The sequence below is a fragment of the Streptomyces sp. NBC_01275 genome, from assembly GCF_026340655.1.
Taxonomy (GTDB): Bacteria; Actinomycetota; Actinomycetes; order Streptomycetales; family Streptomycetaceae; genus Streptomyces.
In genome coordinates this window covers 9,687,554-9,702,314 of sequence record NZ_JAPEOZ010000001.1, presented here as the reverse complement: position 1 = coordinate 9,702,314, position 14,761 = coordinate 9,687,554, and the positions used below count along the sequence as shown (strand labels likewise).

Annotated in this window: 14 protein-coding genes; 7 read left to right on the top strand and 7 right to left on the bottom strand. The window is 71.6% G+C overall.

The window, feature by feature from the left end; genetic code table 11:
* Window positions 1-68 precede the first annotated feature (68 nt).
* Both OG562_RS42635 and OG562_RS42630 read left to right on the top strand, forming a co-directional pair.
* On the top strand, window positions 69-1,127 hold the full coding sequence (locus OG562_RS42635) for a hypothetical protein (protein WP_266407750.1): 1,059 nt from the start codon (window positions 69-71) through the stop codon (window positions 1,125-1,127).
* A gap of 77 nt (window positions 1,128-1,204) precedes the next feature.
* On the top strand, window positions 1,205-1,912 hold the full coding sequence (locus OG562_RS42630) for a DUF2238 domain-containing protein (RefSeq protein WP_266407748.1): 708 nt from the start codon (window positions 1,205-1,207) through the stop codon (window positions 1,910-1,912).
* On the opposite strand, the gene OG562_RS42625 is transcribed toward OG562_RS42630, so the two are convergent.
* Together OG562_RS42625 and OG562_RS42620 are read right to left on the bottom strand one after the other, a co-directional pair.
* Window positions 1,845-2,354: a DUF6328 family protein gene (locus tag OG562_RS42625; protein ID WP_266409827.1), complete on the bottom strand. Its 510-nt coding sequence runs from the start codon at window positions 2,352-2,354 to the stop codon at window positions 1,845-1,847. The two genes, OG562_RS42630 and OG562_RS42625, sit on opposite strands and share 68 nt — an antisense overlap.
* 19 nt (window positions 2,355-2,373) lie before the next feature.
* On the bottom strand, window positions 2,374-3,357 hold the full coding sequence (locus OG562_RS42620) for an aldo/keto reductase (protein ID WP_266407746.1): 984 nt from the start codon (window positions 3,355-3,357) through the stop codon (window positions 2,374-2,376).
* Between the two features lie 148 nt (window positions 3,358-3,505).
* Here OG562_RS42620 and OG562_RS42615 point away from each other — a divergent pair, with 148 nt between their 5' ends.
* Window positions 3,506-5,224 (top strand): cholesterol oxidase substrate-binding domain-containing protein, encoded by a 1,719-nt coding sequence (locus tag OG562_RS42615; protein ID WP_266407744.1) that lies wholly within the window; start codon window positions 3,506-3,508, stop codon window positions 5,222-5,224.
* Between the two features lie 4 nt (window positions 5,225-5,228).
* On the opposite strand, the gene OG562_RS42610 is transcribed toward OG562_RS42615, so the two are convergent.
* The 3 genes from OG562_RS42610 to OG562_RS42600 all read right to left on the bottom strand — a co-directional run bounded on the left by OG562_RS42610 (window position 5,229) and on the right by OG562_RS42600 (window position 8,752).
* A complete protein-coding gene (locus tag OG562_RS42610; protein ID WP_266407741.1) occupies window positions 5,229-5,897 on the bottom strand; it encodes a TetR/AcrR family transcriptional regulator in 669 nt (222 codons plus the stop codon).
* Entirely contained in the window at window positions 5,894-7,378 is a 1,485-nt protein-coding gene (locus OG562_RS42605) for an MFS transporter (protein ID WP_266407739.1), read from the bottom strand. The genes OG562_RS42610 and OG562_RS42605 overlap by 4 nt, the downstream gene beginning before the upstream one ends.
* Window positions 7,379-7,531: 153 nt before the next feature.
* Window positions 7,532-8,752: an FAD-dependent monooxygenase gene (locus OG562_RS42600; RefSeq protein ID WP_266407737.1), complete on the bottom strand. Its 1,221-nt coding sequence runs from the start codon at window positions 8,750-8,752 to the stop codon at window positions 7,532-7,534.
* A 340-nt stretch (window positions 8,753-9,092) separates the two neighbouring features.
* On the opposite strand from OG562_RS42600, the gene OG562_RS42595 reads away from it, so the two are divergent.
* Window positions 9,093-9,479 (top strand): tyrosinase family oxidase copper chaperone, encoded by a 387-nt coding sequence (locus tag OG562_RS42595; protein WP_266407734.1) that lies wholly within the window; start codon window positions 9,093-9,095, stop codon window positions 9,477-9,479.
* 48 nt (window positions 9,480-9,527) lie between these two features.
* The gene (locus tag OG562_RS42590) at window positions 9,528-10,352 is read left to right on the top strand and encodes a tyrosinase family protein (RefSeq protein ID WP_266407732.1); all 825 of its coding nucleotides are present in this window, start codon (window positions 9,528-9,530) and stop codon (window positions 10,350-10,352) included.
* Window positions 10,353-10,368: 16 nt separating this feature from the next.
* On the opposite strand, the gene OG562_RS42585 is transcribed toward OG562_RS42590, so the two are convergent.
* Entirely contained in the window at window positions 10,369-11,094 is a 726-nt protein-coding gene (locus OG562_RS42585; protein ID WP_266407730.1) for a ribonuclease H, read from the bottom strand.
* Window positions 11,095-11,149: 55 nt separating this feature from the next.
* Window positions 11,150-11,950, bottom strand: a complete 801-nt coding sequence (locus OG562_RS42580; protein ID WP_266407728.1) for a VOC family protein — start codon at window positions 11,948-11,950, stop codon at window positions 11,150-11,152.
* 297 nt (window positions 11,951-12,247) lie between these two features.
* On the opposite strand from OG562_RS42580, the gene OG562_RS42575 reads away from it, so the two are divergent.
* Both OG562_RS42575 and OG562_RS42570 read left to right on the top strand, forming a co-directional pair.
* Window positions 12,248-13,690 (top strand): family 2B encapsulin nanocompartment shell protein, encoded by a 1,443-nt coding sequence (locus OG562_RS42575; protein ID WP_266407725.1) that lies wholly within the window; start codon window positions 12,248-12,250, stop codon window positions 13,688-13,690.
* The gene (locus OG562_RS42570; protein WP_266407722.1) at window positions 13,687-14,724 is read left to right on the top strand and encodes a family 2 encapsulin nanocompartment cargo protein terpene cyclase; all 1,038 of its coding nucleotides are present in this window, start codon (window positions 13,687-13,689) and stop codon (window positions 14,722-14,724) included. Before OG562_RS42575 ends, OG562_RS42570 begins: the two co-directional genes overlap by 4 nt.
* Window positions 14,725-14,761 lie beyond the last annotated feature (37 nt).

Genomic DNA, 14,761 nt, shown 5'->3' with positions numbered 1-14,761 from the left:
TCGGCATGTTCGCCGTGCCGATCCTATGGCCAGTCCGCAGTCCAGCAGCCCGCAGAGGAGAGTCATCCGTGACCCTGGCGATCGACCTGCCCGAGACGTCCGAGACGTCCGCCGCCCCGGCGTCCCCCGCGCCCCTGTCCGACCTCGTGGCGCGGGACGCGCGCGAGTTCGGGGTCTACGCGCGGACCGGCGGGTGGGCCTTCGGGCTGATGGTGGCGCGCAGCGTGCGGCCGGGCGGGCAGGGCGCGGACGAGACGCCGAAGGTGTCCGCGAAGGAGTTCGCCGAGCTGGCCGACTGCTCCCCCGAGCGCGTGATGCGCTACTACAAGGCCTGGGACCGGGCAGCGGACGACGGTCTCGTCCCGCACTTCGAGGAGCTGGCCCCCGGTCAGGAGGTCGGGCTGCCGGACGCGGACGTGTGGCTGACGTACTACGTCTCCCGGTCCAGCGCGACCTCCGAGCGCGGTACGGCCATCGCCGAGGCCGCCGAGGCCGAGGGCATCCGGCCGACGAAGGCGCTGGAGGTCGCGGAGAACCCCACGGCTCTGCGCGCGGCGATCCTCGCCGACCCCTCGACCGCCCGCGCGGCCCGCGCCGCCCTCCTGGACCGCATCAAGGAGGACCCGACGCTCCAGGCCGAGCTGGCCCGGGACGTGGTGCGCACCGACGACCTCAAGAAGGCCGTGGCCACCGAGAGCCGCTCCGCGGACCGGATCGGGTACGTGCGCCAGATCGCCGAGTCGGGTCAGTTCAGGACGCCCGCCGGGCAGACCGTCGACGCGCCCGTCGGGCTGCGCCAGGAGGCCGAACGGCATCTGTCGCTGATCGACGAGCTGAACGACGACGAGGACGCCGGCGAGTGGGCGTCCGAGGCGTACGACACGATGAAGACCCTCGTCGTGGAGACCGTGGAGGCCGACCCCGAGCTGCGGGTGCAGGAGCGGCGGACCAAGTTCTACAGCAGCCTGCAGAAGGCGACGAAGGTGTTCGAGGAGCTGACCTTCGACGACGCGCAGGAGTTCTACGAGGACGACATGGTGCAGCAGCTGGAGGAGCTCCAGCAGGCGATCGGCACCTGTATCTCGGCCCTGCGCGGAGCGCGCGGCGACGCATCGGGAGCTGAGTAGCCGTACTCATGCCGCGGCGGGCGTACGGCCCGACGATGGGGGCTCCCAGGAAGTTCACCCTTCAAGGAGCGTGCCCGATGTCCGCTGTACGTCCCGCACCGCGCATGACTCTGCCCACCGTGTGCGCCGGGGTCGTGGTCGCCGGCCTGGCCCTGTCGGCCTGGCACGCCTACGACCCCACCACCTGGCTCCTGGAGACGGTCTGGGCGCTGATCGGCCTGCCGGTGATCGTCCTGACCTGGCGCCGGTTCCCGCTCACCGGCCTGCTGTGCTGTCTGCTGGCGGCGCACGCGCTGGTCCTGGCGCTGGGCGGCCACTACACCTACGCGCGCGTGCCGCTCGGCGACTGGGTGCGGGACGCCGTCGGCCTCGACCGCAATCCGTACGACCGTTTCGGTCATCTCATGCAGGGGTTCGTGCCGGCGATCCTGGTGCGGGAGCTGCTCAGCCGTACGTCCCCGCTGCGCGGCAGCCGCTGGCTGGCGCCGCTGACGGTGTGCGCGTGTCTGGCGTTCAGCGCCGTCTTCGAGATGTTCGAGTGGGCGGCCGCCGTGATCGGCGGACAGGCGGCGGACGCCTTCCTCGCCACCCAGGGCGATGTGTGGGACACGCAGTGGGACATGTTCTGCGCGCTGATCGGCGCCACCGTGTCGGTGCTGCTCCTGGCGCGGGTGCACGACCGGCAGCTGGCGGGGCTGACGGGGCCGGCGCGGGACGTCAGTCCGTCGTGTAGCGGTACCGGGTCCACAGGGGCAGCACGAACCAGCACAGCAGGTACCAGGTGACCACGCCCGCGACCAGCCAGGGCACGTAGGCGTCGTGGGTGGCCACGCGCAGGACCAGCAGCAGCGCGGCGGTCATGGTGGCGAGCAGCAGCACCAGCCCGACGAAGGTCAGCCGGGCCGCCCACCGCACCGCCCGCATCTTCACCCGTCGCCCGGAGACCAGACGGTGCAGGGACACGGGGCCGATGAGGGCGCCGGTCGCGCAGGCCCCCAGGACGACCGTCACGACGTAGATGACCTGGTCGGTGTCGCTGAGGCTGTCGTACTTCGACGTGAACACGACGGTGAGCAGGAAGCCGAAGAGGATCTGGACGCCCGTCTGGGCGACGCGGACCTCCTGGATGAGCTCGCCCCACATGCGGTCGGCCTGTTCCTCCTCGGACTCGTCGCGTCCGGTGCGCTGCTCCTCCGCATTCATGCGGCCCGGGTATCCGGGCCGCATGTCGTTCAAACGGCCGCTCCTACCAGCGGTCCTCGACCTGGGCCTTGATCCGGTGCTCGTACAGGTCCCGGATCGCCGTCAGCGTCTGCTCGGACAGCTCCGGCAGCTTGGCGGCGGCCGCGTTGGCGCGGGCCTGCTCGGGCGAGCGGGCGCCCGGGATGACGCTGGTGACGCCGGGCTGCTGACTGATCCAGCGCAGCGCGAGCTGGGCCGGGGTGTACCCCTCGGGGGCGAGGGCGGCGAACTCCACGGCGGCCTCGACGCCCGTGACGTAGTCGACGCCGGAGAAGGTCTCGCCCTGGTCGAAGGACTCGCCGTGCCGGTTGTAGGTGCGGTGGTCGTTCTCCGGGAAGACGGTGTCCGCGGTGTACTTGCCGGAGAGCAGACCGGAGGCGAGCGGGACGCGGGCGATGATGCCGACGCCGGCCTCGCGGGCCGCCGGGAGCACCTCGTACAGGGGCTTCAGGCGGAACGGGTTGAGGATGATCTGCACGCTGGCCACGCCGGGCCGGGCGATCGCGGTGAGGGCCTCGGCGCAGGTCTCCACGCTGACGCCGTAGTGGGCGATGCGCTCCTCCGCGACGAGGGTGTCGAGGGCGTCGAAGACCTCGTCGCTGGAGTAGACCGGGGTGGGCGGGCAGTGCAGCTGCACGAGGTCGATGCGGTCGACGCCGAGGTTGCGGCGCGAGCGGTCGTTCCAGGCGCGGAAGTTGTCCAGGACGTAGTTCTCGGGGATCTGGTCGACGCGGCGGCCCATCTTGGTGGCGACCAGCACATGCAGGTCGGGGCGGCCGCTGAGGAAGGCGGCGATGGTCTGCTCGCTGCGTCCGTCGCCGTAGACGTCGGCGGTGTCGAAGAAGGTGACCCCCGACTCGGCCGCCGCCTCCAGAACCGTCAGGGCCTCCTTGTCGTCGACGTCTCCCCAGTCGGCGCCCAGCTGCCAGGTGCCGAGGCCCACGACGGATGCGTGCTGACCAGACCTACCGAATTCGCGCTCGTCCATGGCGTCAGTCTGTCACCCGCCGCGGCCTGGTGCGGAATCGACCGCTCCGGGCTCCCATCAGCGCATCGCTCACCGAATCGTTCACTCACACGAGTGACACTGGTCGACAGGGGGCCCGTACATGTCAACAGGCCCCTAGCGTGAGCCCGTGACTGATCGTTCACTGAGCAACCATCAGCCGGGAGACCCCTCCTGGACCCGCCGCGGCTTCCTGCGCTCCGCGGCCCTGGCCGCCGTACCGGTTCTGGTGGCCGCCGATCCGGCCGTCGCGGCGGAGCGACTGCCGGACTTCCCCGCGGACGTGGCCCTCTCCCGTACGGCGTACCGGAACTGGGACGGCGAGATCACCGTCACCGGCCTGTGGGCCTGTGCGCCCGAGGACCCGGACCAGGTGGTCGCCGTCGTCGACTGGGCCTGGCGGCACGGCTGGACCGTCCGCCCCCGGGGCGCGGCGCACGGCTGGTCGCCCCTGACCGTCCCGGCCGACACGGCCGCGGACGCGCCCGTCCTCCTCGTCGACACCGCACCTCATCTGACCGGCCTGGCCCTGGAGTCGGCCGACGCGGTGCGGGCCGGCGCCGGTGTGACGCTGGAGGCGCTGCTCACCTTCCTCGAGGGGCACGGCCTCGGCGTCACCGCGGCGCCCGCGCCGGGCGACCTCACCCTGGGCGGCGCCCTGGCCGTCGACGCGCACGGCACCGCCGTACCGGCGCGGGGCGAGGAGCGGCTGCCCGGGCAGACCTACGGCTCGCTCAGCAATCGGGTGCTCGCGCTCACGGCCGTGGTGTGGGACGCGGACAGCGGGGCGTACGCGCTGCGGACGTTCACCCGGGACGAATCGGACTGCGCCGCGTTGCTCACCCATCTCGGGCGGTCGCTGGTCGTCGAGGTGGTGCTGCGGGTGGGGGCGAACAGCAACCTGCGGTGCGTGAGCCGAACGGACATCGCGGCGACGGAGCTGTTCGCGGCGCCCGGATCGGACGGGCGGACCCTGGCCGGCTTCCTGGAGGCGGACGGGCGGGTGGAGGCGATCTGGTTCGCGTTCACCGAGTTCCCGTGGTTCAAGGTGTGGTCCGTCGAGCCGACCAAGCCGCTCACCTCACGGCGCGTGCGGACGCCCTACCCCTATCCCTTCTCCGACAACGTCCCGACCCTGGTGGCGGATCTCGCCGGGCGGATCGTGTCGGACGCGGCCTGGTATCTGGCGCCCGCGCTCGGCAACGCGCAGCTCGACGCGGCCGTGCTCGGGCTGACGGCGACGCTGTCGGCGGACGTCTGGGGTCCGTCGAAGAACACGCTGCTGTACATACGACCGACCACACTGAGGGTGCACGCCAACGGATACGCGGTGCTGACGAGCCGGGACCAGGTGCAGCGCGTCGTCGCCGAGTTCACCGGCTTCTACCGGGAACGGCTCACCGCGTACGCCGCCTCGGGGCGCTTCCCCGTCAACGGCTCGGTGGAGATCCGGGTCACCGGGCTCGACGATCCGGCGGAGGTCGAACTCACCGGCGCCCGGGCCCCGTCGCTCTCCGCGCTGCGGCCCGACGCCGAGCACCCGCAGTGGGACACGGCGGTCTGGCTCGACGTGCTGACGCTGCCGGGCACGCCGTACGCCGACGCGTTCTACCGCGAGCTGGAGCGGTTCCTGCTCTCGACGTACGACGGGACGCACGCCCTGACCCGGGTGGAGTGGTCGAAGGGCTGGGCTTACACGGACGGGGCCGCCTGGAGCGACGGCGAGGTGCTGGAGAGCATCGTGCCGGGGTCGTTCGGCGCGGTGTGGAGCGAGGCCACCGGGGTCCTGGACCGGCTGGATCCGCACCGGGTGTTCCGTGCGCCGCTGCACGAGCGGTTGTTCGGCTGATTCGTCAGCTGGGCCGGTCCGTCAGATGGGCCTGGACCGTCGGGCCGTAGCGGTCGACGATGTCCTCGATCGGCCTGGACCGGAGTTGAGGGCCTCGGGCGATGCCCAGCATCATGCCGAGGCCCAGGAGCGTGGCGAGGGCCAGTTCGGCGCGGACGGCCGCGTCGGGGCCGGTGAGGCGGGCGGTGAGGCGGTCGAGGACCTGGGCGCGGAAGTTGGCGCGCAGCACGTCGCCGTGCTCGCCCTGCAGGGGTGCGAAGGCGATCCGCAGCACGGGGTCGGCGCCGCGCTCGCGCTGGCCGACCAGGATCTGCCGGACCATGTGGCGGCCCAGGTCCTCCAGGGGTCCGTCGAGAAACGTGTCGGCGTCCGCCTCGAAGGACATCACGCGGGCGAACAGGGCGTCCTTGTTGCCGAAGTACTTGAGGATCAGCGGCGGGCTCACTCCGGCGCGCTCGGCCACGGCCTTGAGGGTGATGTCGGCGTGGGCCTGGCGGGCCAGGAGATGCCGGGCGGCGCGCAGGATGGCCGCCTTGGTGGCCTCGGCGTCGCGCCGGGCGGGGGCGGCGGAGCCACCCGGGGCGTCGGGCGTGTGGGAGGCGCCGGGGACGTCGGGGGCATCCGTGGCAGGGCGGGCGTCGGGGGCGTCGGGTGGAGTGCTCACGATGTTCATGCTCCCTCCAACGCCTCGTCGCCCACGGGCCGGGCGCCGCCGTGGGCGCGCCGCGTCTCCTTCGGGCCCGGGTCGCCGGGGATGGTCAGCGCCACCGCGCTCGCCGCCAGCGCGACCGCGCCCGCGACGCCGAACGCGAGGAGATAGCCGTTCAGCGTCGGCACCGGGATCCCGCCCACCGGGCTGGTGTGGTGCACGAGGACCGCGGCGACGGCGGCGCTGGAGACGGCCTGTCCTATGGTGCGCATGAGGACGTTGACGCCGTTCGCGGAGGCGGTCTGGCCGGCCGGGACGGCACGCAGGATCAGTGCGGGCAGCGCCGAGTAGGCGAGGGTGGTGCCGGTCCCCACGATCGCGGCTCCCACCATGATCATCCACAGTTCGCGGCTGTCGGCGACGCGCACGGCGTATCCGGAGGCGATGACGGCGGCCCCGAGGGCGAGGGTGACGCGAGGCCCGCGCGCCTCGGAGATCCGGGCGGAGACCGGCGAGAGCAGCAGCATGATGACGCCGCCCGGCAGCAGCACCAGGCCTGTCTGGACGATGGACAGCCCGAGCCCGTAGCCACTGGCCTCGGGGGCCTGCACGAGCTGGGCCGTGACCAGCGAGTTGGCGTAGAAGGCGAACCCGGTCAGCAGCGCGGCGACGTGCGACAGGCCCACGCGGGGGTGGGAGACCAGCCGCAGGTCCACCAGGGGCCGGGCGGCGCGCAGTTGCTGCCACCACCACAGGCCCAGGACGACCACCGCGCCGAGGAACAGGGCGACGATCCGGGCGCTGGTCCAGCCCCACTGGCCGCCCTGGGACACGGCGAGCAGCAGACAGATCAGCCCGGCGGCCAGTCCCAGCGCGCCTGTCACGTCGAACCGGCCGGGCTCGCGCACCGGGGACTCCGGCACCGCCCACCGGATCAGCGCGACGCCGGTCGCGCCGAGGGCCGCGGTCACCCAGAACATCACGTGCCAGTTCGCGTACTGCACGACCACGGCTGCGGCCGGCAGGCCGAGCGCGGCGCCGATGCCCACGGTGGAGCTCATCAGCGCCACCGCGGATCCCCGGCGCTCCGGGGGCAGTTCGTCGCGCAGGATGCTGATCGACAGCGGGACGACGCAGGACGCGGCGCCCTGCAGGGCGCGGGCCGCGATCAGCACGCCGATCTGCGAGGTCAGGGCGCAGATCACCGAACCGGCGGCCATCAGCCCGAAGGAGAGGAGCAGGACCCGTCGCTTGCCGTACATGTCGCCGGCCCGGCCGAGGACCGGGGTGAGGACGGCGCCGGAGAGCAGCGACGCGGTCACCATCCAGGAGACCGCGCCCGGCGAGGCTCCGGTCAGTCGGGGCAGGTCGGGCAGAAGCGGTACGACGACGGTCTGCATGACCGCCATGAGAATGCCGCAGTACGCCAGGACGGGGATCGTGAGCCGGGTCCGCAGGCCGGCGGATCCCCTGGTCGGGGCGGGTATCGGACCGGGCGACGCCATGAGCACTCCTGCGGCCGACACGAGCGGATAAGAGAGTGAATGGCGATTCACCTCGATGTTTATCGTATCGGTGAATCACCATTCACCCAAGCGCGCAAGACCGGCGCGGGCGCTCGGCGGGCGCTTCGCGGGCCCGGGCGGGCCCGGTGACGGCTACTTGCGGGAGGTCAGCGCCCGCGCGTGCGCGCTGCGCGCGAGCTTCGGTCCGAGCCAGCGCTTGAACCGGCGCAGGGACTCCAGCTGCCCGGCGGCCCTGTCGAGGCGGTAGTACAGCTGGGGCGGGACATAGGGCAGCAGGGGCGAGTGGCGCTGGCCGAGCAGGGCGAACATCTGCTCCGGGGGGAGGTGGATGTAGCGGTCGAGGTTCTCGTACCACTGGGCGCTGTAGCGGGCGGCGCTCTGCAGGGACAGCAGGGCCGCCTTGCGCTCCCGCTCGTAGCGGGCCAGGGCCTGCGGGAGGTCGTCGGGGCTCTCGCGCAGCGCGTCGGCCAGGGCGATGGCGTCCTCCAGGGCGAGGGTGGTGCCGGCGCCGATGGAGTAGTGGGTGGTGTGGGCGGCGTCGCCGAGGAGGACGAGGCTGTCGCGGTACCAGGAGCGGTTGGTCAGGGTGCGGAAGGTCAGCCACTGGGCGCTGCCGTCGGCGGACGCGCGGCCGATCAGGGGGTGGCCGTCGAGGATGTGCGCGAAGAGCTTCTCCAGGCGGGCCAGTCCGTCGGCCTCGCCCGCCCGGTCCAGGCCGAGTCCGGTCCAGGTCTCGGGGGCGCATTCGATGACGCAGGTGCTCTGTTCGGCGCTGAAGGCATAGCCGTAGCACCAGATCCAGCCGTGCTCGGTCTCCGCGAAGGCGAAGGTGAAGGAGTCGAAGACCTTGCTGGTGCCGAGCCAGATGTAGGAGTTGCGGCCGGGTGTGAGTTCGGCGCCGAAGTGTCCGGCGTGGCGGGTGCGCAGGGCGCTGTGGACGCCGTCGCCGGCCACGACGAGGTCGGCGTCCGGCGGGTTCTCGGCCGTGATCTCGTGCTCGAACTCCAGCCGTACGCCGAGGGCGCGGGCCCGGGCGGCGAGGATCTCCAGCAGTCGGTGGCGGCCGATGCCGTGACCCTCGTCGCCGGGCTGACGGGTCGCCAGATCCCTTACGTGGGCGACGCCTTCGTTCCAGCGGACAGAGCTCTCGTCGATCGCGCGGGCGGACTCGGGGTCGCACGCGTGGAGTCGGTCGAGGAGCCCCTGCCAGTAGGTGACGCCCCAGCCGTAGGTCGAGCCCTCCGGGTTGCGCTCGTAGACGGTGACGTCGTGGGACGGGTCCTGCCGCTTGAGCAGGATCGAGAGATACAGGCCGGCGGGCCCGCCGCCGACACAGGCGACCTTCACGCACACCCCTAGGAATGACCGGTCGTGATGAATTGACGACGCAGGGTAGCAGTCGGGACGGTTGCCGCACTGACGTCGAACCTCCCGGTTCGCGCCACTTTTCCCAGGTGGGCCGCGCCGCCGACGGCGCGCCGCCGCGCGAAAAGATCACCCGAAGTGGGGCTCCCACAGAAAGGAATTGCCCCTTCCGGGCCACTCGGACGCCATCCGACGACAAGATCATCTTTGTTTAACATTGCACGACATGTGATTAATTGTCCGGATCGTAGCCAACCGGTCGCGGCCGCCTCCACCCGGTCGATAGGCATGCGGGGTCGTCAACCCAACGCACCCCGAGAGGTCCCGCATGCCCGAACTCACCCGCCGTCACGCCCTCGCCGCCGCGGCCGTCGCCGCCGGAGCCCAGCTCCTCACCGCACCCGCCGCCCGCGCCGAGGACCACCGCCACGACGGCCACGACTCCCCCGCTTCCTTCGACGAGGTCTACAAGGGCCGCCGGATACAGGGCCGGCCGACGTCGGGAGGCGGCCATCACCACGGCGGCGGCTACGGCGTGTACGTGGACGGCGTCGAGCTGCACGTGATGCGCAACGCCGACGGCTCATGGATCAGCGTGGTCAGCCACTACGACCCGGTGGCCACCCCGCGGGCCGCCGCCCGGGCCGCGGTGGACGAACTCCAGGGCGCCCGGCTCCTCCCCTTCCCCGCCTCCTCCCCCGTCCCGGCCAACTGAGGTCCCGGCCAACCGACCGAGCCGTACGCACACTTGGAGCATCCGCACATGACCGTCCGCAAGAACCAGGCCTCGCTGACCGCCGACGAGAAGCGGCGCTTCGTCGCCGCCGTCCTCGACCTCAAGCGCAGCGGCCGCTACGACGCCTTCGTCACCACCCACAACGCGTTCATCGTCGGCGACACCGACAACGGCGAGCGCACCGGGCACCGTTCGCCGTCGTTCCTGCCGTGGCACCGCAGGTTCCTGCTGGAGTTCGAGCGGGCGCTGCAGTCGGTGGACGCGTCGGTGGCGCTGCCGTACTGGGACTGGTCCGCCGACCGTTCGACGCGCTCCTCGCTGTGGGCGCCGGACTTCCTCGGGGGCACCGGGCGCAGTCTCGACGGCCGGGTGATGGACGGCCCGTTCGCCGCGGCCACCGGCGACTGGCCGGTCAACGTCCGTGTCGACGGCCGGACTTACCTGCGGCGCGGCCTGGGGACGAACGTCCGTGAGCTGCCGACCCGGGCCGAGGTCGACTCGGTGCTGGCGATGGCGACGTACGACACGGCGCCCTGGAACAGCGGATCCGAGGGGTTCCGCAACCACCTGGAGGGCTGGCGCGGGGTCAATCTGCACAACCGGGTCCATGTGTGGGTCGGCGGGCAGATGGCGACCGGGGTCTCCCCCAACGACCCGGTGTTCTGGCTGCACCACGCCTACATCGACAAGCTGTGGGCCCAGTGGCAGCGCCGACACCCGGGGTCCGGGTACGTCCCGGGCGGCGGGACGCCGGACGTCGTCGACCTGCACGAGACGATGAAGCCCTGGAACGACACCGCCCCGGCCGATCTGCTCGACCACACCGCGCACTACGCCTTCGACACCGACTGACGACTCGGCGGGACGCTCAACTCTCGTCGGCCGTACGGCATTCCGGGTGTCCCCAGCCCTGCGCGTTCTTGGCGATGTCCGCGCCCTGCGCGTACGGGCGGCCGCACACACAGCGGCCGGGGAACTTGGCCTTGATCGTGCGGGACGACGAACCGCCGCTCTTCCGGGGCGACTTGGCCCCGGCGGAACGGGCGGATCCCGGTGCGGACCTCGACGCGGACTTCGCCTTCGGGGTGTCCGGGGAGGGCGGCGGCTCGGGCGAGCCCTGGTCGCTGCCCGCCGCCTGCTGGACGATCGCCGCCTGACTGGCGGCACGGTCGGCGAAGTCGTTCAGCGGGTCGCCGTCCACCTGGTGCGCGGGCACGTAACGGAACTCGACCGAGCGGCCGTCGAGCAGTTCGTCGATACGGACGACCAGCTCCTGGTTGGCGACCGGCTTGCCGGCCGACGTCTTCCAGCCGTTGCGCTTCCAGCCGGGCAGCCAGGTGGTGACGGCCTTCATGGCGTACTGCGAGTCCATCCGGACCTCGAGCGGCACGGCGGGGTCGGTCGACGCCAGCAGGCGTTCCAGCGCGGTGAGTTCGGCGACGTTGTTGGTGGCCTTGCCCAGCGGCCCGGCCTCCCAGCGGGCCGGGGCCTCCGCTCCGTCGGCGACCACCCACGCCCAGGCCGCCGGTCCCGGGTTTCCCTTCGAAGCCCCGTCGCACGCGGCCACCACTCGTTCACGCATGCGCACGATCATGCCATGGCCGGGTGCGGGGCTTCGCCCGCCCAGGAGACGCCCTCAGGGGTCGCGCCTAGGACACGTCCGTGGTCTGGGGCATCGCGCCCACGGTGGTGGTGACGTCGATCACCGAGAAGTTCGCGCCCTGCGGGTCGCTGAGGGCCGCGAACCGTCCGAACGGGGTGTCCATGGGGCCGAAGCGCAGGACGCCGCCGAGCTTGGCAGCCCGGGCGACGGCGTCGTCGCAGTTGTCGACGGTGAAGTAGACGTTGACGTACGACGGCACCTCGGGCGGGAAGTCCTCCGTCATCTTCATCCGGCCGAGGACCATGTCTCCGCCGATCTCGAACAGCCGGAAGTCCATCACCGCGTCCTGCATCTGCTTCGCCGTGTACGGGAACACGGCGGGCAGGAACGCGTCCGTCGCCTCCGGGTCCCGGGTGAAGAACTCGGCCCAGCAGAACGCGCCGGGCTGCTCGGGCGGCGCCTCGAAGCCCTCGTGGACGCCGGCCTGCCACACCCCGAACACGGCGCCGCTGGGCTCGCGGGCCAGGCACATCGTGCCGAACTCGCCGACCTGCATCGGCTCCATCAGCACCTCGCCGCCGTGCTCGCGGATCTTCGCGGCGGTCGCGGCGGCGTCCGGGGAAGCCAGGTACAGACACCACTGCGACTGCCCCTCCTGCCCGGGCATCGGCGGGACGACGGCGGCCACCGCCTTCCCGTCGACGTAGGCCTGGGTGTAGTTGCCGTACTCCGACGACGCCTCGCCGAAGGTCCAGCCGAGGACGTCGCCGTAGAAGCTCTTGGCCCCCTCGACATCGCTGAACATCGCGTCGGCCCAGCAAGGGGTTCCCTCTGGTCGTACGGCCATGACGGCGACCCTTCCGATGAGATGGACTGTCCGGTTCTTCACGCTAACCACCCGTCCGGCGACGCGCGCGCCGAACGCGGACAGCCCGTTCCCCTGTCACCAGGAGTGACACCTGACATCTACGGCGTACGGGAGCATTCAGGGGAAGCGCACGTGCACACCGTGCCGCTTGCACCCCTTCGGGAAGATCTGCACCTCCTGGGGCGCGAAACCGCCCCTTTCACGCCGTACCCGTCCGTCACGCAGGGTGTTTGGCTGGTGCACGCGGATCACCGTACCGATCTTCCTGGAGGGAATGTGTCCACACCGGACAGCGCCACCGGTCCCGCCCTCGACGAGCCGGCCCCCGAACCGTCCGCCGACGGACAGCTCACCAGTCTCAGCACCCAGGCGGCACGCCAGCTCGCCACGACCCACAAGTCCGAACCCCAGATGCAGGCCATCAGCTCGCGCTGGCTGCTGCGGATGCTGCCCTGGGTGGACGTCAAGGGCGGCGCCTACCGCGTCAACCGGCGGCTGCAGCTGAAGGTCGGCCGGGGGCGGGTGCAGTTCGAGCACAACGGCGGGGACGACGTCCGGGTCATCCCGGAGACCCTCACCGAGCTGCCCGTGCTGCGCGGCTACTCCGACAACGGGACCCTCGCGGAGCTCGCCGCCCGCTTCCAGGTCCGGGAGGTCCGGGCCGGGCAGGTCGTCTTCGAGGCGGGGCAGCCGGTGACGGAGGCCTATCTCGTCGTGCACGGCCGGTTCACCCGCTTCACGGCCGGCAAGTACGGCGAGGAGGAGATCGTCGGGGTCGTCTCCGGCGGCGACCAGCTCGGCGACGAGGCCGTCGGACAGGACGACCCGCTGTGGCTGAGCTCGGTGCGCGCGGAGACCTCGGGCGTGCTGCTCGCCCTGCCCTGGGACGTGCTGCGGGAGTTCGTCGGGCGGGTGCCGTCCCTGGCCACGCATCTGCAGGCCTACGCCGATCGGCAGCGGCTGCCGATGAACAGGAAGGGCGAGGCCGAACTGCCGGTCCAGGCAGGCCACATCGGTGAGCCGACGCTGTCGGCGGGCTTCGTCGACTACGAACTCTCGCCGCGCGAGTACGAGTTGTCGCTCACCCAGACCGTGCTGAAGGTGCACACCCGGGTCGCCGACCTCTACAACCACCCCATGAACCAGACCCAGCAGCAACTCCGCCTGACCGTCGAGGAGATCCGCGAGCGCCAGGAGTGGGAGCTGGTCAACAACCGCGAGTTCGGGCTGCTGCACAACATCGACTACGGGCAGCGCATCAGCACCCTCACCGGTCCGCCGACCCCGGACGACATGGACGAGCTGCTGTCGATGCGGCGCAAGACCAAGCTGTTCCTCGCCCACCCCAAGACGATCGCGGCCGTCTTCCGGCAGTGCAACCGGCGCGGCCTGGTACCGGGCACGGCGACCGTCGAGGGGCATGAGATCCCGGCCTGGCGCGGGGTGCCGATCTTCCCCTGCAACAAGATCCCGATCAGCCCCCAGCACACCAGCAGCATCATCGCGCTGCGCACCGGCGAGGGCGACCAGGGCGCCGTCGGCCTGTACCAGACGGGCATCCCCGAGGAGTTCCAACCCGGCCTGAACGTGCGGTTCATGGGGATCGACGGCAACTCGATCATCCGCTACCTCGTGACCGCCTACTACTCGATGGCCCTTCTGGTGCCCGACGCCGCCGGGGTGCTGGAGAACGTCCAGATCGGCCGGACGGCCGAATGACCGGGAGCGCACTGCCCGGACCGCCGAACCTCGCCGCCGGTCTGCGGGCCCGGCGCGGCGGGGCGATCCCCGGGCTGCGCCACCGTGAGGTCGCCCCCGCCGACCCGGAGAAGGCCGCGGAGGTCGACCGCCGGCTGGAGGAGTGGGCCCGCCGCCTCGACCTGTTCCCGGCGGCCTGGGACGGGGACTTCGCGGGGTTCCAGTTCGGCCGTGCCGTGGTGCTCCAGCATCCGTGCGCGGCCGACCTGGAGCGCCTCACGGTGGCCGGAAAGCTGCTGCTGGCCGAGAACATCGTCGACAACTGCTACTGCGAGGAGGACGAGGACAAGGGCGGCTCCCGCAGCGGCCTGGGCGGCCGGCTGATCATCGCCCAGTCGGCGCTCGACCCCTTCCACGGCCCACCCGACCTCCAGCAGGAGTGGGCGACCGGGGTGCAGGCCGACGGTCCGCTGCGCTCGTACCACTGGGCGCTGAAGGACTACGCCGTCCTCGCCACCCCCAGTCAGACCGACCGGTTCCTGCACGACATCGCCCGGCTTCACCTGGGCTATCTCGGCGAGGCGGCCTGGGGGGAGACCCGGTACGTGCCGCGGGTGTGGGAGTACCTGGCGATGCGGCAGTTCAACAACTTCCGTCCGTGTCTGTCGATCGTCGACGCGGTGGACGGCTACGAACTGCCCGAGCAGCTCTACGCCCGGCCCGAGATCCAGCGCGTCACCGCGCTCGCCTGCAACGCCACCACCCTCGTCAACGACCTGTACTCCTTCACCAAGGAGCTGGCCGCCGACCCCGCCCACCTCAACCTGCCGCAGGTCGTCGCCGCCAACGACCGGCACGGGCTGAAGGCCGCCTACCTGAAGTCCGTCGAGATCCACAACCAGATCATGCAGGCGTTCGAGGACGAGTCCGCCCTGCTCGCCGCCACCTCGCCGCTCGTCGAGCGCTACCTCAAGAGCCTGTCGGACTGGGTGGCAGGCAACCACGAGTGGCACGCCACCAACAGCCACCGCTACCACCTGCCCGACTACTGGTGACCCACGTCTCCCTGACACACCGTCATACACAGCAGCG